Below are 21,114 nucleotides of genomic sequence, written 5' to 3' on the forward strand. Positions count from 1 at the left end.
TCCGGGTCCTTTGAGGTCAGATCAATGGTCCAGGTGTTCGCCGCGACACCGTTGGTCAGGGTGTCGACAACCTACTTCTCCACATGCTTCTTGATGGAAGTGTAGCCGGCTCGCGGCACCGTCACCTTGACCTCAGCGCGGCGCGAGTTGCCCTGGCTCGAAGCGACCACGGTGTTGGTGAACACGGCACCTGCCTTGGCGTCCTTCGGCATCGTGGCCTTGTAGTTGATGGTGTACGGGTTGTTCTTGAGCACGTCAATATTAGGCACGACGTCCTCAACCGTCCAGGTCAGCACCTGGCGGCCCTCCGCGTCCTTCGAGACCGTCGGCTCGGTGGCGGCACTACCTTCCACATAGGTCATGCCGGGCGCGAGGGTATCTTCGATCACCACGGTATCGTTCGGCATGTTCGCGATCTCGGACTCAAGGCCAAAGCGGATGGTGTAGTCCGCCTCGTCGCCGGGGCCATATTCAGGCTGAGCGACATCCTTGGCGACCACCGGCAGCGAGCCGACCACGCGTAGCAGGTCACGGCCCGGGCCGGTGTAGGGGTAGCGGACGCCGTCGGTAAGGACGCCGGGCGAAGCGTACTGGGCATCAATCACGTCGCCGTCTTCAAAGGTGGTGCGGTCGTAGTAACGTTTCGCAGGCAGGTCTAACTCCCATCCCGCATCATAGATGCCCGTCCAGGGAACCGATGTCCAAGTCCACACGTCATCGCCGATCTGGACGTCATCGTGAATACGCTGCTCGACCACCAGGTAGAAAAGCGACTGCGGCAGACTCGACAGATAACTATTCTCACGGGAAACACGGACTTTGACGGCTTTCACCGTCGACAGATCAGCGGGCCTTGTATAGGTCCACCCGTCCTTCTCATCCGTACCCTCGTCGCGTCTCGTCTCGACGGTACCGCATTCAAACAGGTTAGGATCTTTGACCTCGCCCGTGTAGTAGAGGATCTTGAGCTCCTCTACCGGATCACCGTAATACACATTCGGCTTGGCATCTACATCGGCCACGACGCGCGCATCCACGAAGTCGACACGCTCCGTATCGGGGTGTTGCACACCCAGGCGTCCGCCGTTGCCTCGGTGCGTTGCGGCACAATGCCAGACACCGACATCACGGTCGCACCCTTGGGCGCCCGCGAAGTATCCGACCAACCGATGCCGGGGTAGGCCTTCGGGTACTGCGAGGCTACCACCCAGGCGCCTGTCCAGTTACCGCGGACGATCGGAGTGCGGTTCTGATTGTTCGACGCGTCCTCAACCGACTCGGAGCCATCTGCAGCGACGTAGGTGGGTGTCGACGCTTTCAGCGTCACATTCGTGTTGTCATTCGCGTTATTACCGCTCCGCACATAGGGCACCTTCACGCGAAGCTCGCCGGCGGCGATCACCGAGTTCGGATAGTTCGGCTTCACCTGCGGCAGGCGCACACCGTTCGAGTCGAAGTAAGGACGATCACCGGAGTAATCGAGGTCCGAGAGCGTCAGGCGGAAGGTATTGGTATCCGGGTCCACCAGTTCGAACTTACAGGTGGGGAAACGCGCGGTCTGATTCGCGGGGAAGCCGTCGGCCGAGTAGGGGTAGCCGGAGTGCACGCGGTCGATCGGAGCACACGCAACATCCTGCAGCGTCACGCGCTCGTTGCGCACACCGTTAATCGTGATGTCGTAGCTGACCTCCGACGGGCCCTTGGAGGACCCCGCCGAGTGCACCAGCGAGAAGGGGAAGTTCAGGTCCTGGAAGTTGGGGTCCACGGCCGTCAACGACGACGGGCCCGCCGTCAAACTTCGCATCCATGATGAAAGGCGCGATGATCGGGATCTCGGGCAGTGTAGCCTCAAGGCCACGGAACTGCGCCTTGGCCTTCACGTTTGATCCTGCCGGGCCGTCCATCTCGACACCCGAGAGGACCATTTGGGCGGTGCCCTGGTCGCGCGTGCCGATGTCGCAGGTCAACGTGCAGGCGTCTTCAGACAGCGCCGACTTACCGGCATCGCCACTCAGACACTGGCTCGGGATCTCGCCAAAATGAGCATTCTCCACTGTCACAACCAGCAGGTTGTCGGTGGTCGGTTCGTTTCCAGGGGCGGGGGCAGAATCGTTGATGTCCATCCACCAGATCATCGACAACACGTCGAGCCCGGAGGTCACCTGTTCCGGTTGGTTTTTCCATTGGACTTCGATTTCGTAGGCCTTCGTGCCGCCAGCGCTCTCTTCCTCGCCGTCGAGCGCGAAGCTCACCCGCGGGAACACCAGGAGCATACTGACCGTGAAGGCAAACAGGGCGAGCACTCATAGACGCACATGCGACTTCAACCAAGCTAGATCCATCACGACGATGACAAGTCCTTCCTTTTCCAACAATCAGAAACGCAAGCACTCATCGGTGACCTCATCGTCTCACCGGGGCAATCCTACAGGCGCTCGCCACGTGCACGAAGCACAAGCCTATTAAACCAAAGACTACCCCCGCGACGTTTCACACTAGCCAAACCGGACCTCACATTCGGCAGTTCCGGCCTAGGAAATCAGCCGGCGGACCGTGTCCGACGCCGGGCTCTCGCGTAGCTCGTCGGCCGTGCCGAGCTGGATGAGGCGGCCGTCCTCCATGACACCGATGAGGTCGGCGACGTTGAAGGCCTCGTCGCGGTCGTGGGTCACGTAGATCGCAGTGGCCCCCACGGCGGACAGGATCTCCCGCAGTTGGGTGGATAGGCGTGTGCGTAGGATGCGGTCGAGCGCGGAGAGCGGCTCGTCGAGCAAAATTAGGTCGGGGCGCGGGGCAAGCGAACGGGCGAGCGCCACGCGCTGGGCTTGGCCACCAGACAGCGTGGAGATCGGGCGGCCGCCATAGTCGGGCAGGCCCACCAGCTCGAGTAGCTCGGCCACGCGCTCGTGCCGCTCGGCCTTAGCCACCTTTTGCACTTCGAGCCCGTAGGCGATGTTGCCCTCAACCGACCGGTGCGGGAAAAGCTGGCCGTCTTGGAACACCATCCCGATGTTACGCAGATGGACCGGCACCCCGGCCAAATCGCGCCCGCCGAGCGACACCTCGCCCGTCGCCGGCTCCAGGCCCGCCACGGCGCGCAGCAACGAGGACTTCCCCGAGCCAGACTCACCCAGCAACGCCAGGATCTGGCCGGTCTGCAGCGTCAGCGACACGCCGTTGACCGCGTGCACCGGCGGCTGATCGTAGGACAGGTCAAGGTTGACGAGTCTCAGCATTCTCTCTCCTTCACTCGCACCTAGAAGGCACTTGCACCTAGAACGCACCCCGGGTGCCGCTTGGCCGCACCAGGTCGGTGACGAACATGATCACGCCCGTGAGCCCTGCCAGGATCACGGACCCGGCTAGCGCCATCCCATAGTTGTCGACGCCCGGCCGGCCCAGCAGCTTCGAAATGAGCACGGGCAGCGTCTGGTAGTCGGGGCTGGCCAGGAAGGATGTGGCCCCGAACTCCCCCAGCGAGATCGCGAACGCGAACCCGAAGGCGATCCCCAGCCCGCGCGCCATGATGGGCAGGTCGATGGTGGCGAGCACGCGCGCCGGGCTCGCGCCCAGCGTGGCGGCGGCCTCCCGCATCCGCGGGTCGATCGCGCGCAGGATCGGCACGAGCGAGCGCACCACCAGCGGCAACGCCACCACGGCCTGGGCTAGCGGCACGATCAGCCCGGTCGGCACGGACTGCACGCGCCCCCAGGTGACGAGGAAGCCAAAGCCCACGGTCACGGCCGAGATCCCGAGCGGCAGGAGCACGACGCCGTCCAGCACCCGCTGCCCCGTACGGACGAGGCGCGTGCGAGGCCGGCGTGACAGCGCGAAGGCGAGGATCACGCCGACCACCAGCGACAGCGTCGCCGCATCGAGCGCAATTTTCACCGAGTGGTCGAGCGCGTCAAGAATAGAGGTGCCACCGGCGAAGCCGGCGCCGGGCTGAGCCAACACCCGGTAGTTGTGCAGGGACCACTGGCCCTGCGAGCGCAACGACCCGGCCAACAAGCCCAGCAGCGGCGCCGCCAGGAAAACCAACACGGCCGCGGTCACCACCATCGCCGGAATGGCCGCGCGCGTGGGCCGCTTCGCCGGCCGTTGCGTCACGTCCAACGCGCGCTCCGTCCGCGCCGACAGCGCAGTGGACACGATCAGCGCCACCACCACAATCACCAGCTGCAACACGGATAGAACGGCCGCGTGCCCCAGGTCGAGGTAGGCGGTGGACTGGACGTAGATCTCCGACTCCAACGTGCCGTACCCGGGCCGGCCCAGGGTCTGGACGATACCGAAACTCGTGGAGCAAAACAGGAAGACGAGCCCACCACCCGCCGCGATCGACGGCCCAAGCTGTGGGAGCGTCACCGTGAAGAATGCGCGCGCAGGGCTCGCGCCGAGGGTGCGGGCGGCGTCGGTGAGATCGGCGATCCCCGCCCACATCGACCCCACCGTCCGCACCACCACGGCGTAATTGAAGAAGACCATCGCGGCCACCACGGCCGCCGTCGTCTGGCCAAGCCCAAGAAAGCCGAGCGGGCCGGCGTCGTCGAGCAGCGCACGGAAGGCCACGCCCACCACCACGGTCGGCAGCGCGAAGGGAGCCGTGGCGAACGCGCGCGCCACCCGCGCCCCCGGGATCTTCAGCCGGTAGAGCACGTAGGCGCCCGGCACGCCCAACACCACGGAGATCGCGGTAGCCGCGAGCGCCATGCCGAGCGTCTGCCCGACAATCCGCCACGTCCGCCCCTGGCCGAGGACCTCGCCAAACATGGCCACGTCTCCCAGGCCCATGCTGAGAATGCGCCCCACGGGCCAGAGGAAAAAGAGGATGAGGAAGAGCGCTGGCACTGCCAGCGCTGCACCCCACCCCAGGTGGGCGACTCTTCCTCTCACGCGTTAGCGGCCTTCGCGCAACGCAGACCATTCCTTCTGCCAGGTCTCACGGTTCTCCGCCACTTTCTTCGGGTCGGGCGTGAGCGAGTTCGCGGGGCGCTGGGCGTAGGTCTCCCACTCGGCCGGCAAGGCGACGTCGGCCACGGGGTACATGTACATCGTCTCCGGGATCTCGGACTGGACCTGTTCGGAGAGCATGAAGTCGATGAACTTCTCTGCGCCCTCGGCATTCTTCGCGCCCTTCACGACGCCGGCGTACTCGGTCTGCGCCACGCAGGTGCCGGGCACGTTGACGAAGGCGCCCTCACCGTAAGCGGGCGAAGAGGCGTAGGACAGCACGAGCGGGAAGGCACCCTTGCCGTCGGCAGCGGAGAAGTCGGTGTAGAAGGCGTCCGACCAGGAGTCAACCACCTTGGTGCCGTTGTCGAGTAGGTCGGTCCAGTACTGCTTCCAGTCATTGCCCGCCTCCTCGATCGTGCCCACGAGGAACGCCAGGCCCGGGCTAGAGGTGACCGGGTTCGTCACCACCAGCAGGTCCTTGTACTCCGGCTTGGTCAGGTCCGCGAACGACGTCGGCAGCTCCAGTCCGTGCTCCTCGAAGTAGGCCGCGTCCGCATTGAGGCAGACGTCGCCGTAGTCGATCGCGGTGAAGTCGCCAATGCGGCGGTCCGCGCCCGGGTCCGAGGCCGGGGTATACGGCGCGATGACGCCCGCGTCCAGCGCGCTCTGCGCGGAGAAGTTATCGATGCCGAACACGGCGTCGACAGTGGGGTTGTCCTTGTTGAGGATGAGCTGGTTGAGCACCATGCCGGCGTCACCGGGGGCGGTGGTCTTCAGCGTCATGCCCGTCTCCTTCTCGAAGGCCGCCTTGGCCTCGTCGGAGATCGAGAACGAGTCGTGGGTGAGCACGGTGACCGTGTCGCCCGTCGTCTTTGCCTGGTCAACGGCCGAGCATGCGGCCATCGTCGCGGTGAGCGTGGCGCCAAGCGCCACAACGAAAAGGCTCTTCGTCTTCATTTTTCCTCCCATGTGTTCGGGAGGGCCCGGGCGCACCCGGGGAGAGCTCGACTTCCTTCGCCGGTGCTAACCGGAGCAGGTTCGAGGGTCTGCGTTTCCGCACTCTCAGCGCATGTGCGCTCCCCTGTCGTACGCCTTACCGTACCAAATCGCCCACGACGACGTCGACCACGCCCGCGCCGCCCCCGCGGGCGCCTGCTATCGCAAATGCGGCACTAAACTGACAGATGCGGCACTAAATAACGGTAAAGTAGTGCCGCATCTTGCCGAGTAGTGGCGCATCTTGCCGAGTAGTGCAGCATCTGCGTCCGAAGGCCCGAGAGGGCGAGGGCGCGAGAAGGGGAACGTTACGCCCCGTACCACTCCGCGGCTTTGCGCTTGAGCGCAGTGGACACCACGGCCGACACCACGGCGGTGACGGCGGTGAAGACCACGACGTCGCGCATCGGCATCTGCATCATCTCCGCCTCGTCAGTGGGACGCTGCTTGCCCAGTCCCTTCTCCCACACCTGGTTGACCACCAAGTTCGACGCCGCGCCGGCCGCGCCAGCGATTCCGACCGTGATCAGTTTCCAGCCGATGTTCATTGTTCCTCCAAAAACCTAGTTGGTCTCATCTTAGTCTCTGGCCAGCGCGTTCGCCCGGGCAGGCGGAATTGTCTGCGGCCAGGACCATTCCAGCCACCAGATCCTGCGGTCAGATCCGGCAGCCAGATCCGTCGGGCGGCGGACTCAGCCGTGGTCGTCGCCAACAGTCATGTCCTCGCCGAGCTCGTCGATGATCAGCGCGCTCTTGTCGATCCGGTCCGTGCGATACCCCGCCCGCGACATCATGTGCGCCGAGATCGGCGCCGTAATCAGCTGGAAGCCGATCACCAGCATCATCGTCCACGTCATGGTCGCACTGCGCACGATGAGCGAGACCCCCACCATCAGCATGATGAGCGAGAACGTCTGCGGCTTGGTGGCCACGTGCTGGATCGCCAGCAGGTCGCGGAAGCGGAACACTCCGATCGCGGCGATGAGGGTAAACAGTGAGCCTGTGACGATGAGAGTGATCCCCACCCAGTCGGCGATTTGTGCCCAGTTCACGGCTGCCTCCCCTCTTCGACGACGCCCGAGCCGTCAGCCGCGCCATTTCGCCCAGTAGCGCCCTGCGCGACGTCATTCAGCCCACCGACGCCGCTCGGCCCAGCCACGCCGCTCTGCCCGGGGGCGTTCGGGGCGGCACCCCGCCGGGCGTCGTCGCGGCGCTCGGGGTAGCGCTTGGCCACCCCGGGGGTGATGAAGCGGGCGAGCGTGGTCGAGCCGACGAAGCCGACCAGGGCCAGGGCCACGAACAGGGCGAGTAGGTCCTCGCGGCGGGTGAGCGCGGCGAGAAGGGCCACCGCGCCGATGACCACCGAGGTCATGACGTCAAGCGCCACCATCCGCTCCAGGGCCGTGGGCCCGCGGAAGATCCGCATGAGCACCAGCAGCGACGCGATAAATAGCAGCGCCATGCAGAATCCGAGAACGTACGTCATGAGCTCCCCTCCCGGACCTCGCGCGGCTCACCCGTGGCCGGCGCGTAGGGGACGGGCAGGCGCCCGTAGCGGCGGGTGGGGCCGGGCACGTAGCCGGCGTCGACAAGCTCGTCGTGCGAAGCGAAAGCCCGCAGCACCCGTTCCTCGAGCTCGAGCACGGTGCGGTGCACGCCCTCCACACCGCCAGCCAGCTCGGTGTCGAACACGTGGACGTAGAGCGTGCCGCTCACGCGGTGCGCCTCGACCACCACAGAACCCGGCACTAGCGCCGTCATGCCGGCGATCGTGGCGAGGTAGACGTCGGAGTGGGAGCGCAGGTGGACGCGAATGATCGCGGCCTGCGGGTGCTTGCCGCGCAGGATGAACGCGGCGATCTGCGCGGAGGAAATGACGATGTCGATGAGGAAGCGCGCGACCAGCACGACGACGGCGATGGGCCGTGACCGCCCGTCGAACGGCGTGTAGGGGAAGGGCGCAACGGTGGTGATCCCGAGCGCCACAATGAGGCCGGCCAGTACGTTGCCCGCCGAGAACTCGCCCCACAGCAACACCCACACCGCAGTCAGCCAGGCGAGCATGCCCACCGAGGCATGCGGGAAGCGGCCAGGGCGGCGGGCGACGCGGTAAATGGCGCGCGCGGATGGCGTGTAGTCGTTAGCCACGACGACCTCCTTCCTCGGTGCTCGCGGGCGCGGGCTGCCTCACGGCTTCGGGAACCTTCGACTCCCCGCTGCCGCGCCCGCCCTCGGGCAGGACGGCCACGATGTAGGGCGAGCGGGCCTTGAGCTCGGTGGCGGCGCCTTCGGTGAAGTTGTAGATCGGGCCGGCGAAGAAGGAGATGATGAGCGAGAACGTCACGAGCGCGCCGGCGGCGCCGGTCATCCCCCACGGGATCGGCTTGGCGGAGAGCGGTTCGGGGGCGGTCTGCCAGAAGGCCATGTTCCACGCGCGCGACACGGCGTAGAGGGTGAGCAGCGAGCAGACGATGCCCGTGATGATGAGCCCCCAGTCGATGATCGCGCCGCGGTCGACGGAGGCCTGAATGAGCCCCACCTTGCCGAAGAATCCCGACCCCGGCGGGATGCCCGCCAGGTTCAGGGCCGGCACGATGTAGAGCGCGGAGATGATCGGGGAGAGCTTGGCAAGCGAGCCGAGGCGGATGAGCGAGGTGGTGCCGCCGCGTCGTTCGACCAGGCCCACCACCAGGAACAGGGCGGTCTGGACGGTGATGTGGTGGACGGCGTAGTAGATCGTGGCGCCCAGCCCGTGCACGGAGTACAGCGAGATGCCCCAGATCATGAAGCCGATGTGGGACACGAGGGTGAAGGACAACAGGCGCTTGATGTCCTGCTGGGCCACCGCGCCGAGGATGCCCATGAGCATCGTGAGGATCGCGACGACGCCGATCACCAGCGTGAGCCGGTTGTAGGGGAAGAGGAGGGTCTGGGTGCGGATGATCGCATACACGCCCACCTTCGTGAGCAGGCCGGCGAACACGGCGGTGACAGGCGCGGGGGCGGTGGGGTAGGAGTCGGGCAGCCAAGCCGACAGCGGAAAGACCGCCGCCTTGATACCGAAACCGACCAGCAGCATCACCTGGATCGCGATCCGTACGCCCGGGTCGATCTCGGGTAGGCGCAGCGCCAGCTGGGCGAGGTTGACCGTGCCCGCCGCGGCGTACGTCATCGCGATGGCAATGAGGAAGACCACCGAAGAAATGAGCGAGACCACCACGTACACCGTGCCTGAACGGATGCGGTCGCGCGTACCGCCCAGGGTGATGAGCACAAACGATGCCGTCAGTAGCAGCTCGAATCCCACGTAAATGTTGAACAGGTCCCCGCTGAGGAACGCGTTCGACACGCCCGCCGAGAGCAGGAGAAAGGCGGGGTGATAGACCGCGATGGGGGCGGCGTCGTCGCCGTCGGCCGCGCCCTGGGCCAGCGAATACAGCAGAACCGTGAGCGTGACCGTGACCGAGGTGAAGAGCATGATGGCGCTCAGGCGGTCGGCCACCAGCGAGATGCCGACGGGGGCCGCCCAGTTCGCGACGTCGAGCACAACCGGGCCCGACGCGGACATCACCAGTAGCGTGCCTGCGACCAGCCACACGATGCCAAGGATGCCGGCCGAGAGGATGCCCTGGAGGCGGCGCACAGAGGCAAACGCCAACGACAGGCCCGCGCCGAACAACGGCAGCACCACGGGCAGGGCCACGAGGAAGTCCCAGGTCATGAGCGCCTCCCCTCGTGAGGGCCGGGGTGGGCCGCGGGGGCGGCGTCGACGACGGCCGGGCCAGGCTCGTCGGGAGAGGCCGGGTCGTCGTCGGTCTCGTCGCGGATGTCGGGGGCGTCGAGCTCGAGGTCGGCGGGCTTGTCGGTGCGGGCCTCGAACTTGGCGTCCTCGGTGCGGTCGGCGATGCGGCGATCCTCGAGGTCGTCTTGGACCTCGTCGGAGGCGTTGAGCTGCCAGGAGCGGTAAGCGAGCGCGAGGAGGAAGCCGGTGAGGGCAAGGGAGATGACGATCGCGGTGAGCATCATGGCTTGGACCAGCGGGTCGGCCATGTCTTCTTGCGCGGCCTCCCCCACCATGGCCGGCGCGCCAGAGGGGCCGCCCGCGATGAGCATGAGGATATTGACCCCGTTGGTGAGGGCCGCGAGGCCCAGCACGATGCGCGACAGGGAGCGCTCAAGCACCAGATAAATACCGACGGCGACGAGCACGCCGGACACTATCGCGAGCGCAAGGGAGGAACTCATCGGGTTTCCTCCCGTCCGGTCAGGGCCGTGGAGGTGGTGGCCGGGTCGGAAGCGATGGTGGTCAGGCCCGTGGTGTCGATGTCGAACTCGCTCTCTGTGTGGGGCGGGTGTGCGGGGCCAGGCGCCGGGGCATACTGGGCCACAGCAGATTGGGCTGGGCCGGCCGTGGTGGGCTGGGCCGCGGGTGCCACTACCGGCGCACCCGCGGGAATCGGCGCGTCGGGCGCAACGCCTGGGACGGCGTCGTAGGAGCGGGCCTGCTCCGCGTCGGAGGTGTCCCGGCGGGAATCGGCGGAGGGGCGTAGCTGGTAGTGCGGCTCGTCGGCGGCTTCGACCTCGCCGTGGCGGTCGATTTCGGCGCCGAGGGAGCGCAAGACGTCGAGCACGAGGCCGACCACCACCAGGTAGACGCCGATGTCGAAGAAGATCGCGGTGGCGATTTTGACGTCACCGAAACCCCAGAGCATCAGCTCGATCTTCGCCGACTGTAGGATCGTGCCGCCGAGCGCCACTGGCACCAGCGCGGCCACGCCGGCGGTGGCTAGGCCCGCGCCCATGAGGTGACCCGGGTGGAGGGGGACGGCCGCGCCCAGCTCGTAGCGCCCGCCCGCCACGTAGCGCAGCACCAGCGCGATGCCCGCGAGCAGGCCGCCCGCGAATCCGCCGCCGGGGGCGTTGTGGCCTGCGAAGAGGAAGAAGACCGACACGGCCACGATCGTGTGGAAGACCAGGCGCGTGCCCACCTCTAAGATCACCGAGCGGCGCCCGAAGGGCACCTGGTCCGTGCCGACCAGCCAACGCCGGTTGCGGGCCGGCGCCACCACCGACGACTCGATCACTCGTGCCCGGGTCCGGCGCCAGGTGGGGCCGGCGTCGTCGCGCGCGGGGGCGATGAGCTGGCCGGCCACGTTCGTGCGCGGAGCTTGGAGGTTGCGGAAGCGGTCGATGCGCCCGCCGCGGTCGCGGATAAAGAGGAGGGAGGAAATGCCGATCGCGCAGGCCACTACCACGGCGATCTCGCTGAAGGTGTCCCACGCGCGGATGTCCACAAGCGTCACGTTGACGATGTTTTTGCCGTACCCGTATGTGTAGGCCTCGTCGTGGAAGTTTACCGAGATCGGGGTGTGGATGCGGGCGCCGGCGGCGACGACGCCGAGGACCGCCGTCATCGCGCCGAACGCGGTGGCCACGATGATGCGCCACGTGCGCGAAAAGCGCAGCGGGCGGTGGGAGAAATAAGCGGGCAGTCGGCGCAACACGAGGATGAACACCACCAACGACATGGTCTCCACCAGCACCTGGGTAAGCGCAAGATCCGGCGCGCCGTAGAGCTCGTAGAGGAGGGCCACCCCGTAGCCCGACGCGCCGATCAGCAGCACGGCCTTCATGCGGTGGCGGGCGCGGGCGCCGAGGATCGCGGCCACGATTGTCACGACGCCGACCAGGGCCTGGGACACCGAGTCGTACGGGCGCAAGCTGATGCTTCCCTGCCAGTCGCCCACACTGAAGGCGAGCAGGACCGCGAAAGCGGTGAAGGTGAAGATCGTGGAAAGGTAAGCCGGGAGCGAGCCACGCTGGGTGAAGGCCGTGACCGAGCCCGACAGGTCCTCCAGGCCGGAAACGATCCTGTGGTAGACCCGGTCGGCTGAGACGGGGAAGTCGTGGGCGCGAAGGCTCGGCTCGATCGTGGTGCGCGCAGCAAACAGCACGACGCCGGCCGCGAGGATCACGGTCGTGACCAGGAACGGCGCGCCGATCCCCGGCCAGGACGCGAGGTGGCCCGAATCTCCCGGGAGGGCGCGGACGTAGGGCTGGAAGACGGCGTCGAGAAGCCCGCCCGCCAGGCCGAAAACGAGGCCGGCGAGGGAGAGGACCACGATGGGCGCGGTAAGCATGGGCGAGCGGCGCTTGACCGGGGTGCGGGCGCCGGGCTTGTCCGCGAAGGCGCCCCACCAGAAGCGCAGGGTGTAGGCGACCGTGAAGATCGAGCCGGCGGCGATCGCGAGCCAGGTGAGGGTATCGGCAGTGGTGCCGCCGATGAGCGCGTGGAGGGCGGCCTCCTTCGCCACGAAGCCCGCGAACCCGGGCACGCCCGCCATCGACAGGCCCGCGAGCGCGGCGGCCGACGCCGTGACCGGCATCTGGCGGCCGACCCCGGAGAGCTCGCGAAGGTCGCGGGTGCCGGTGGCCCAGTCGACCTGGCCGACCGCGAGGAAGAGCGTGGACTTGAACATCGCGTGGGCGACCAGCATGCCGAGACCCGCGAGCAGCATCGCCGGGGTGCCGTAGCCGACCATGAGGAGGATGAGGCCCAGCTGGGAGACAGTGCCGAAGGCGAGGACGAGCTTGAGGTCGTACTGCTTGAGCGCGCGGTAGCCGCCGAGGACCAGGGTGGCGATCCCGCCGGCAAGGATCATGTAGCGCCAGGCCGCGAGGTCGGAGAAGCCGGGGGCAAGGCGGGCCACCAGGTAGACGCCGGCCTTCACCATCGCCGCCGCGTGCAGGTAGGCGGAGGTGGGCGTGGGGGCGGCCATCGCGGCGGGAAGCCAGAAGTGGAAGGGGATGATCGCGGATTTGGCCATCGCGCCGATGAGGACTGCCGCGACGGCGACGACGATGACGGCGTGCGGGGTCGACTCCGCGCCGATCGCCGCGACGCCGAGGGTGCCACTGCTGGCGGAGGCCACCAGCTCCGAGATCACATACGAGCCGCCCGGGATGTTACCCAGCGTGATGAGGCCAGCGAGCATGGCGAGGCCGCCCGCAGTGGTCACAATGAACGCCTGCATCGCGGCGCGGCGCGATGCCTGCTTGTCGAACTGGAAGCCAATGAGGAGGAAGGAGAAGACCGAGGTCAGCTCCCAGAAAAGGTAAAGGGCAAGCGTGTTGTCGGTGGTGACCAGGCCCAGCATCGCGCCCGCAAACGCCACGAAGACCCCCGCGAAACGGCCCATGCCGTGGGCCGAGGCGGAAAAATAGCGGGCGCAATAGAAAAGGACGGCTGTACCCACGCCCGTGACGATCAGGGACATCATCCACGAGAGGTGATCGAGGCGGAAGGTCAACTCCAGGCTCACTTGCGGCACCCACGCGTAATTCTCCGACGGGAAGTCACCGCGCATCACCGCCGGGCCCTGGGCGGCAAGGTAGACGAAAGAGAGCGCCGGAATCGCCGCGAGGTACACGTAGCCGCGTCGGCCCGCCTTCATGATCGCGGGCGCCGCGAGCGCACCCATCGCGAAAGCGGCCAACAAAATCAGCATACGTCTCCCCAGACCATGGCAACGAACAGGTGCTTTTCTCCCCTACTAATCCTAGAGAAAGAAATAAGAAATGTCGCGGTGCAGCCTGAGAGCAAAGCCGGAGTAGGGATGTGGGCAGCGGGTGCGGGCGGGCGTGAGCCCGCCCGCCGGTGCAGCAGGCCCGCTCTTGGGCTGGCCTTAAAAGTTGTGGTCCGAGACGTCGATCCTGTGGAAATTCAGGTCCGAGCGGGAGGCAGTCGGGCCGCGCTGGCCCTGGTAACGCGAGCCCCTCGCCCCTTGACCGTAGGGAGCCTCCGCCGCCGACGACAGCTGGAAGAAACAGAACTGCCCCACCTTCATCCCCGGCAGCAACATGATCGGCATGGTCGCCGTGTTCGACAGCTCCAGTGTCACGTGACCGGAAAAGCCCGGGTCGATGAACCCCGCCGTCGAGTGCGTCAGCAACCCGAGTCGCCCCAAACTCGACTTGCCCTCGAGCCGGGCGGCGACGTCGTCGGCAAGCGTGATCTGCTCGTAGGTGGAGCCGAGCACGAACTCGCCCGGATGCAGGACCAGGCTGCTGTCCGCCGAGACTTCCACCAGGCGCGTGAGCTCCGGCTGCGCTTGCGACGGGTCGATCATGGGGTACTTGTGGTTGTCGAAGAGGCGGAAGAAGCGGTCCAGGTGGATGTCCACCGACGACGGCTGAACCATCTCCGGATCCCACGGGTCGATGGCGATCCGCCCGTCAGCGACGTAGGCCCGGATGTCACGATCAGAAAGAAGCATGTCCCAATTCTTTCACGGCCCGCGGTGGCGGGCGGCGGATTTCACCAAGTGGGTGGGCGCGGACTTGGGGCGGGCGACGGTCTGCGGTCCAGGATCGGCCCGTGCGGCGGTAGCAACGCGACCGGAGGGCTTGGAGGCGGAGACGGGGATGGGCCGATTGGCGTCGGAGGCGATGGATGGATAAGATGGGGTCACCCTCGCGGGCGTAGTTCATCGGTAGAATGGCAGCTTCCCAAGCTGCAGAGGCGGGTTCGATTCCCGTCGCCCGCTCCACTATGACGTCGAAAATGATAAGTAGGCGTTTGCGTTAGCGGGTATGCCCCAAGGGGGTCAAGAAAATCCCTTCCGTTAGCGAGTGTATAGCGCGTTAGCTCTGACTTGCGGAAATACTACTGACCCTGCCTTTTTCCTGTTGAGCGCAATGGCGTTTGAAATGTTTCTCTGAATGTGGAGTGTTCTACTTAATTCATCCTAGTGTTCATGTACACTATAAACACTAGGAGGTGTTCGTGGATATCATCGTTAGTAATGCAAGTTCTGATCCGATTTACGCTCAGATTAAGAATCAGCTCAAGGCGGCAATAATCAACGATCAGGTAGCGCCCGGCGACAAGCTGCCGTCGATCCGGCGTTTGGCATCACAGCTTCGCGTGTCAGTGATTACTACTAAGCGTGCCTATGACGAGCTAGAGCTAGAGGGTTTCATTGATTCCGTACAGGGGCGAGGTAGCTTTGTTGCTTCTAAAAACACTGAATTGCTCAAGGAAGAGCAGCGTAAAAAAGTCGAGGACTATTTGAAATCCGCCCTCGCCTCGGCTCGGGTTGCTGGCTTGTCTGTTTCTGATCTGAAAGAGCTGATTGATTTATTAGGAGGATCCGATGAATGTGATTGAAACCAACGGACTAGTGAAAAAGTATCCGGGATTCACGCTCGGTCCGCTCAACCTTGAAGTTCCCCAGGGGGCAATCGTGGGTTTCGTGGGCGAGAACGGTGCCGGTAAATCCACTACGCTGCGTTTGATTTTAGGTCTTGCTCACCCCGATGCCGGGACAATAAACCTGTTGGGGCAGCCTGCAGGTGCAGATCACCCACAAGCGCATGAACGAGTGGGGGTAGTATTTGACGATATTAGCCTGCCAGATAGTTTTACTGTTAAGAATGCTGGCGAGTTCGGCAAGCGCCTGTACAAGAGTTGGGATGCGCAAACATACGCTAGTTACCAGCAGCGTTTTCGTCTTACTTCGTCTAAGCGAGTTGGTGAACTCTCTCGCGGTATGCGGATGAAGCTGGGACTAGCGATGGCACTTTCCCATGCAGCAGATTTACTGATTTTTGATGAGGCCACCAGTGGTTTAGATCCGGTGATTCGTGATCAGGTGCTTGATATTATGCTCGAATTTATCGAAGATCCGACCCACTCGATTCTATTTTCCTCCCACATCGTTTCCGATATTGAAAAAGCCGCCGACTACGTTGCTTTCATCCGTGAGGGCAAGTTGAAGTTCATGGAACAAAAAGACGAGCTCTTAGATTCTTGGCGAATCGTAGCGTTGACCAATGAGCAGGCAAACCAGCTTGATTCCACGCAAGTGTTAGGGCGTCGCCGTCATGATTTTGGTCAAGAAGTAATCGTCCGCACCGGGGCAGTTCCTGCTGGTGTGCAAGCTGGTAGACCCACGATTGAGGACATCATGGTCTACACGATTAAAGGAGAAGATCAGTGAGAGCTGCATTTTATAAAGACCTTATTGCCAATCGTACATATATAGCTGTTCTAGCTCTGGTGCTCGTTGCGATCAGCGCTGTGGGGATTTATGCAAACCAGTTGATCATCTTTCCGTTTATTTTTGGCATGATTGGGATGCTTTATTTTACGGCCACCTTTGCTCGTGATGCTGAATCCAAGGTGAACCGAACGATTCTTGCCGGACCTATCAGTAGAAACGAACTCGTTAATTTAAATTTTCTGATTACACTCGCTCTTGGGATAGTGGCTTTCGCGGTTACAGGTGTTCTTGCCTATTTAATGGTTGAGATGCCTTGGAAAAATACCGTTTTGGTGGCCAGCTGTGCCTTTGCGGTCACTTTGCTTTTAACCATTATTCAGCTACCGCTGTTTTACAAATTCGGTCCAGAAAAAGCCAAGCTTTTTCTGGTCGCCGTATTCATCGTGGTATTCGCCGGATCGTCCTTTGTTGGTTCCAACAAACAAGCAATCTTCCAATGGGTAGCAAAAGCCATAACCCTACCCCCACTCACAAACGCAGGAATACTACTGACCGTGACGATCGTACTTACCGCAGTATCCCTATGGATAAGTCGAAAGATCATGGCAGGCAAAGAATTCTAAGTTAGTAGAGCCCGGTTTTGCATCCAATGTTAGCGCCCTGCGTTCTTTTCAAAGCCCCACCGTTATTTCTTTCCCGGTTCTGAAAATGAACCGGATCGTATCCTCGTCTACGATGGCGTGGTCGATGAGTGCGCTCCATTGTGCGGGGTGAAACTCGCTCACCGGTTCCCCTGCCAGATCATTCAGGGTTGTGGTGATGGCGGCGTGCTTGGCGGTGTCCGCTGCAATATCTGCCTCTAGGCTCGCTTTGCGTGCGAGCGTCTTACGGTAGGCAGTATCGAGCTCTGTGTACTTGTTTTGGTAGGCGTCCTGGTCGAGTGCGTGGCGTTGATTTTCCGCTATCAATGCCTCGATTTGCTCGGTCAGCTCCACGATTTTCGCCTGGCAGGCGGCGGCTTGTTCTTCCAAACGGCTCGTATCGAACATATCGCCAAGTATCTGCGGTAGGTGGCTTTCGTACCGGTGGCGAGCGATCAGTTGGTTGAGCGCTTGGACGAAAGAATCCTTGATCTGCTCGTCTTTCACCGTCGCGCTGCTGCAGGGATGTTCGTCTGTGTATTTGTGGTTGCATTGCCAGACTGTGTACTTGTATTTCGTGTTCGACGCCCACGTTTTACGCCCATACCACGCCCCACACCGAGCACATTTCAGCCGGGTGGAGAACAAGCCGACCTTCGCTGAAGAAATGTTGCCATGTCTGGTGGCGAGCTCGTATTGCACCTGATCCCAAATACGCGGTTCGATGATCGGCTCGTGATTACCTGATACATAGTATTGGGGTACTTCACCTTCGTTGACTTTCATCTTCTTAGTAAGGAAATCGATGGTGAACGTCTTTTGAAGCAGGGCGTCGCCTTTGTATTTTTCGTTGGACAGGATGGAGCGCACTGTCGAGGTTGACCACACTTCTTTCCCACGCGGGGTGAGAATCTTGCGGGCAGCGAGCTCGGTTTTAATCTCACTGATCGCCATCCCGTCAAGGAACAGCTGGTAGATCAGCCGGACGGTTGGTGCCTGCGTCTCATCGATGACGAGGCTGCCACCCTCGCCTTTCTTGTATCCGAGTAGGGATTTGTAGGGCACCATGATTTTTCCATCGGCAAAACGCTTCCTATGTCCCCAGGTGACGTTCTCGGAGATCGAGCGGGATTCTTCTTGCGCCAGACTCGACATGATCGTGATGAGTAATTCGCCTTTGGCGTCGAAGGTGTAAATATTTTCCTTTTCGAAGTACACCTCCACTCCCACTTCTTTGAGTTTCCTGACTGTGGTCAAGGAGTCGACCGTGTTGCGTGCGAACCGGGAGACGCTTTTGGTGAGGATCAGATCGATTTTGCCTGCCAGGGCGTCATCGATCATGGTTTGGAAACCTTCGCGACGTTTCATAGAGGTGCCAGAGATGCCCTCATCGGAATACATTCCTGCTAACTGCCAATCATTACGTGAGCGAATATAGGTGGTGTAGTAGTCGATTTGCGCCTCATACGAGGAGGTTTGTTCTTCCATCTCGGTAGAGACGCGAGCGTAGGCGGCGACCCGTCTGCGTGCCGGTGCGCCAGATGAGGCTGCGGCAGATCGAAGCTTCTTTGTTGCGGGTATCGCGGTGACGGTGCGGTTCATGCCAGCCTCCCCTCACTGGTTAACCCCACTGGTGTCATGGTTCCATCCGCGAGGTGGAAGGTGAGCTGATGCTCGAAGGCCTCGATCATCACGATCTGCTCGCCAACCTGGACGGGGTCGAAACCCTGGGTGCCGAGCATGTCTGCGCAGGCTTGTTCGAGGAGTGTTTCGCGCAGGTTGTGCCCCCTACAGGGGTTGCCGTTCCCGGTGCAGGCACTCCAGCAGCGCCAGAACTTGTATGAGGTTCCAGACTTGTAGGTGCGGGTTTTGCGTTGATAGTTCTTCCCGCACGCCGCGCAGCAGATCCGCCCAGTGAATACGCCCGTGTTCTTTGACGGGGTGGCAGCCGGGCCCGCCTCACGCCTGTGCGCGATTTCTGCTTGCACCGTGTCAAACATCGCCTGATCAATGATCGCTGGGAGGGCTTGCTCGACCCAGTATCGCGGCATCTCCCCGTCGTTGAAGGAGCGTGTGGGTGCTTGGATTGTGGGGCGGTACATTTTCTGTAGCATTTGGCAGCCCTTGTACCGCTCGTTTTCGAGCATGCGACGAAACACGGATCCGTAGAACCGTCCCCCTCCTCGAGAGCGTTTACCTTCAGCATTGAGCATCGTCGCGGTTTTCTCCGGGCTGATCCCATCGAGATAATTGGCAAACAGTAAGCGCACGATCTTGGCTTCTTCTTCGACGATCGTGAACTGGCCGTCTGCCCATTGGTATCCATAGACAACGAAGGAGTTCGTGCCACCGCTCTTGTATCGGTTCCGGATTGCCCATTTCACGTTCTGGGATAGTGAGCGTGATTCTTCTTGGGCGAACGAGGCCAGCAAGGTTAACAGCAGTTCCCCGTCAGCGCTAAGCGTGTCGATGCGTTCGCGTTCGAATCGCACGGCCACGCCCAGGTCTTTGAGCTCACGGACCGTAGCGAGCAGGTCGATTGTGTTGCGGGCCAGGCGTGAGATTGATTTACACAACACAATATCGACACCCCCACTCCTGGCTGTGTCCATCAGGTCGGCCAGGCCTTGCCGGGATTTTGTTGACGTGCCAGTAATACCCTCATCGGTGAACACGCCCGCATAGGCCCATCCGGGTGTGGACTGGATCAGGCGCGAATAATACGACACTTGCGCCGATAGGGATGCTAACTGCTCGACGGCGTTGGTTGAGACCCTCGCGTATGCCGCCACGTTGACCAGTTTCGGGGCAGGCTGCCGCATCGGTGTCACCACACTGATGTGTGCCACGTTTTCTCCTTTCGCGTTAGGTCTATACACGCTCTAAAGGCGGTGTTTATCCAGTCGTTTCGCCCACAATCTGTGGTTGATAGATCGGCGTCCACGCCTTCCATAACAACCGGTGAGCACGCTGATACTCTGCGGGTGTGAGCACGCCCCGCCCCGCCAGCACGCTCAACGTGTGAGAGTCCGTGATGAAGGCGAGTTCTCGGGCGAACACGTCAGGTTGGGCCAGTTGATCAACAGGAGCGGCGAGCGTGTTCATGGTCGTCCGCCACGCGTGCCGAAGCGAGCACGTACATAGCAGGCGTGACAGCAAAACTTTTGACCTGGTTTGTCCACGATCGCGAAGCGGCGTCCGCAGTGCGTACAGGTCTGCTCGCGCACAGGCTCGGTTTTCTGTCGATGCCGCCACGCTTTATGCCTGCAGGCGGGCGAGCAAAACCGAGCCCGAGCCCCTCCCTGTATAGGGCTGGCACACCAGTGGCATACCTGCCAGGCCATCACCGGAGCGGCGTCAAGGTTTCGGGTTGTGCAGTACGAGCGGACCTGGTCACGAGTCAGGGCGCAAAACTCGGCAATCGCTTTATACCCCCAGCCCGCCGTGCGCAGGTTGCGGATACGTTGTTCATCAAGATCATTCACAGTGGGGTCACTCCCTTCACCTCACTGCCGACAAACCCCCGATTGTTAAATCCATCCATGAAACGACGAAAAGCCCCGCCACCACCCATGACGGGTAGCAGCGGGGCTAAGTTTCGCCGGAGCAACGTGGGGTTAGTAGCCGAGCTTGGCATTCACGCGCGCCTGAACAGCGGCGTAGAGGTTGCCCAAGCGGCGCTTACGCTCCTCACCATTGCCATAGTCGCCACGGATCACGGCGTCGGCAAGCGCGTCGATGTTGGGCCCTGCTGGCTTCGTCGGCGTGTTGCCAGAGAGCTTCTCGTTCACTCGCTGCTGGACAGCGGCGTAGTTGGCTCCGAGGCGGAGCTTACGCTCCTCCCCGTTCCCGTAATCACCGCGAATGACAGCGTCAGCCAATGCGTCGATGTTCGGTGCTGCAGGAGCGGGTGCTGGTGCGCTACCGCTCATCTGGTCATACCAAGACTGTGCGCGGGACATGTAGGCGGCATGCTGGGAACCAGCAAGAGACGCTGGGCAAGCGGTCGCGGAGAAGTCTTTGTGTCCGAACACGTTCTTGCCCCAGGCCGGGCGGCCAAGGCCGTAGAACTTGCAGATCGCGGCCACGAGGTGTGCTCCGTTATCGAGGCACGCCTCGGATACTGCCCATGGGTTCGAGGACACATCCGCATGCTCGATGCCGATACTGGTGGTGTTGACGGCGAAGTTGCCTGCATGCCAGGCGGTGTCGCGATCCCATACGAGCTGGCCGATTGTGCCGTCGGTTTGGACTTGGTAGTGGGCGGAAGCTGGACGGGTTTGCCACACGTCGTAGCAGCCCCTGATGGTGAGGTTTCCGGCGTTGTGGTGGATGATGACCTTATCGATTGGGGTTACCCTGTGTTTGTTGACACTTGATGAGGCTGGCTTGTCTGGCTGGGAAGGGTGTTGGAAGACTCGTGAGTGAGAAGAAGACGAGGAAGTCGTATACGCCGGAGTTTCGGCGGGATGCGGCCTCGATTGTGATTGATCAACAGACCTCGATTGCGAGCGTTG

At 62.8% G+C, this 21,114-nt stretch carries 19 protein-coding genes, 1 tRNA gene, 1 pseudogene and 1 riboswitch; of the genes and pseudogenes, 4 read left to right on the forward strand and 17 right to left on the reverse strand.

The genetic code is table 11. The features are described from left to right. Positions 1 to 71 precede the first annotated feature (71 nt). The 13 genes from AQZ59_RS07735 to dcd all read right to left on the reverse strand — a co-directional run bounded on the left by AQZ59_RS07735 (position 72) and on the right by dcd (position 14,228). Positions 72 to 1,070 carry an isopeptide-forming domain-containing fimbrial protein gene (locus tag AQZ59_RS07735; RefSeq protein WP_160326885.1) on the reverse strand — a complete coding sequence of 333 codons (999 nt, stop codon included), beginning with the start codon at positions 1,068 to 1,070 and terminating at the stop codon, positions 72 to 74. Then, positions 1,010 to 1,804, reverse strand: coding sequence for a hypothetical protein (locus AQZ59_RS09605; protein WP_160326886.1), 795 nt, complete (start codon positions 1,802 to 1,804; stop codon positions 1,010 to 1,012). Before AQZ59_RS09605 ends, AQZ59_RS07735 begins: the two co-directional genes overlap by 61 nt. A gap of 727 nt (positions 1,805 to 2,531) precedes the next feature. Further along, positions 2,532 to 3,236: an ABC transporter ATP-binding protein gene (locus AQZ59_RS07750; protein ID WP_062614094.1), complete on the reverse strand. Its 705-nt coding sequence runs from the start codon at positions 3,234 to 3,236 to the stop codon at positions 2,532 to 2,534. Positions 3,237 to 3,273: 37 nt separating this feature from the next. Beyond that, complete coding sequence (locus AQZ59_RS09455) at positions 3,274 to 4,896, reverse strand: ABC transporter permease (RefSeq protein ID WP_062614095.1); 1,623 nt, start codon at positions 4,894 to 4,896, stop codon at positions 3,274 to 3,276. 3 nt (positions 4,897 to 4,899) lie between these two features. Then, the gene (locus tag AQZ59_RS09460; RefSeq protein ID WP_062614096.1) at positions 4,900 to 5,913 is read right to left on the reverse strand and encodes a thiamine ABC transporter substrate-binding protein; all 1,014 of its coding nucleotides are present in this window, start codon (positions 5,911 to 5,913) and stop codon (positions 4,900 to 4,902) included. A gap of 35 nt (positions 5,914 to 5,948) precedes the next feature. Next, a riboswitch (TPP riboswitch) is annotated at positions 5,949 to 6,049 on the reverse strand. A 211-nt stretch (positions 6,050 to 6,260) separates the two neighbouring features. Then, complete coding sequence (locus AQZ59_RS07765) at positions 6,261 to 6,500, reverse strand: DUF4235 domain-containing protein (RefSeq protein ID WP_062614097.1); 240 nt, start codon at positions 6,498 to 6,500, stop codon at positions 6,261 to 6,263. Between the two features lie 144 nt (positions 6,501 to 6,644). Continuing rightward, positions 6,645 to 7,004 (reverse strand): monovalent cation/H(+) antiporter subunit G, encoded by a 360-nt coding sequence (gene mnhG / locus AQZ59_RS07770; protein WP_068538540.1) that lies wholly within the window; start codon positions 7,002 to 7,004, stop codon positions 6,645 to 6,647. Then, complete coding sequence (locus AQZ59_RS07775; RefSeq protein WP_082661232.1) at positions 7,001 to 7,438, reverse strand: monovalent cation/H+ antiporter complex subunit F; 438 nt, start codon at positions 7,436 to 7,438, stop codon at positions 7,001 to 7,003. The genes mnhG and AQZ59_RS07775 overlap by 4 nt, the downstream gene beginning before the upstream one ends. Then, positions 7,435 to 8,100 (reverse strand): Na+/H+ antiporter subunit E, encoded by a 666-nt coding sequence (locus AQZ59_RS07780; protein WP_062614099.1) that lies wholly within the window; start codon positions 8,098 to 8,100, stop codon positions 7,435 to 7,437. Before AQZ59_RS07780 ends, AQZ59_RS07775 begins: the two co-directional genes overlap by 4 nt. Beyond that, positions 8,093 to 9,673 carry a Na+/H+ antiporter subunit D gene (locus tag AQZ59_RS07785; protein WP_062614100.1) on the reverse strand — a complete coding sequence of 527 codons (1,581 nt, stop codon included), beginning with the start codon at positions 9,671 to 9,673 and terminating at the stop codon, positions 8,093 to 8,095. The genes AQZ59_RS07780 and AQZ59_RS07785 overlap by 8 nt, the downstream gene beginning before the upstream one ends. After that, positions 9,670 to 10,197, reverse strand: a complete 528-nt coding sequence (locus AQZ59_RS07790) for a Na(+)/H(+) antiporter subunit C (protein WP_062614101.1) — start codon at positions 10,195 to 10,197, stop codon at positions 9,670 to 9,672. Before AQZ59_RS07790 ends, AQZ59_RS07785 begins: the two co-directional genes overlap by 4 nt. Next, positions 10,194 to 13,460: a Na+/H+ antiporter subunit A gene (locus AQZ59_RS07795; RefSeq protein ID WP_070808066.1), complete on the reverse strand. Its 3,267-nt coding sequence runs from the start codon at positions 13,458 to 13,460 to the stop codon at positions 10,194 to 10,196. Before AQZ59_RS07795 ends, AQZ59_RS07790 begins: the two co-directional genes overlap by 4 nt. Before the next feature lie 177 nt (positions 13,461 to 13,637). Then, positions 13,638 to 14,228 carry a dCTP deaminase gene (gene dcd / locus AQZ59_RS07800; RefSeq protein ID WP_062614102.1) on the reverse strand — a complete coding sequence of 197 codons (591 nt, stop codon included), beginning with the start codon at positions 14,226 to 14,228 and terminating at the stop codon, positions 13,638 to 13,640. 199 nt (positions 14,229 to 14,427) lie between these two features. Between dcd and AQZ59_RS07810 the strand changes: the two genes are divergently transcribed. The 4 genes from AQZ59_RS07810 to AQZ59_RS07825 all read left to right on the forward strand — a co-directional run bounded on the left by AQZ59_RS07810 (position 14,428) and on the right by AQZ59_RS07825 (position 16,579). After that, positions 14,428 to 14,501 (forward strand) — tRNA-Gly (locus tag AQZ59_RS07810). Positions 14,502 to 14,737: 236 nt separating this feature from the next. Beyond that, a complete protein-coding gene (locus tag AQZ59_RS07815) occupies positions 14,738 to 15,121 on the forward strand; it encodes a GntR family transcriptional regulator (protein WP_026420983.1) in 384 nt (127 codons plus the stop codon). Continuing rightward, on the forward strand, positions 15,108 to 15,953 hold the full coding sequence (locus AQZ59_RS07820; protein WP_022866588.1) for an ABC transporter ATP-binding protein: 846 nt from the start codon (positions 15,108 to 15,110) through the stop codon (positions 15,951 to 15,953). The genes AQZ59_RS07815 and AQZ59_RS07820 overlap by 14 nt, the downstream gene beginning before the upstream one ends. Next, positions 15,950 to 16,579: an ABC-2 transporter permease gene (locus AQZ59_RS07825; RefSeq protein WP_236698696.1), complete on the forward strand. Its 630-nt coding sequence runs from the start codon at positions 15,950 to 15,952 to the stop codon at positions 16,577 to 16,579. Before AQZ59_RS07820 ends, AQZ59_RS07825 begins: the two co-directional genes overlap by 4 nt. Before the next feature lie 48 nt (positions 16,580 to 16,627). Here the strand turns inward: AQZ59_RS07825 and AQZ59_RS07830 are convergent, their stop codons facing one another. From AQZ59_RS07830 to AQZ59_RS07845, 4 genes and pseudogenes are all read right to left on the reverse strand, one after another. Next, positions 16,628 to 18,199: a recombinase family protein gene (locus tag AQZ59_RS07830; RefSeq protein ID WP_062614104.1), complete on the reverse strand. Its 1,572-nt coding sequence runs from the start codon at positions 18,197 to 18,199 to the stop codon at positions 16,628 to 16,630. Then, a complete protein-coding gene (locus AQZ59_RS07835; protein ID WP_062614105.1) occupies positions 18,196 to 19,446 on the reverse strand; it encodes a recombinase family protein in 1,251 nt (416 codons plus the stop codon). Before AQZ59_RS07835 ends, AQZ59_RS07830 begins: the two co-directional genes overlap by 4 nt. 46 nt (positions 19,447 to 19,492) lie before the next feature. Continuing rightward, entirely contained in the window at positions 19,493 to 19,702 is a 210-nt protein-coding gene (locus tag AQZ59_RS07840) for a hypothetical protein (RefSeq protein WP_062614106.1), read from the reverse strand. Between the two features lie 512 nt (positions 19,703 to 20,214). After that, a pseudogene (locus AQZ59_RS07845) lies at positions 20,215 to 20,946 on the reverse strand (N-acetylmuramoyl-L-alanine amidase); the annotation flags it as partial. Positions 20,947 to 21,114: the final 168 nt, after the last annotated feature.

This window comes from Trueperella bernardiae (assembly GCF_001469025.1).
GTDB classification, from domain to species: Bacteria; Actinomycetota; Actinomycetes; order Actinomycetales; family Actinomycetaceae; genus Trueperella; species Trueperella bernardiae.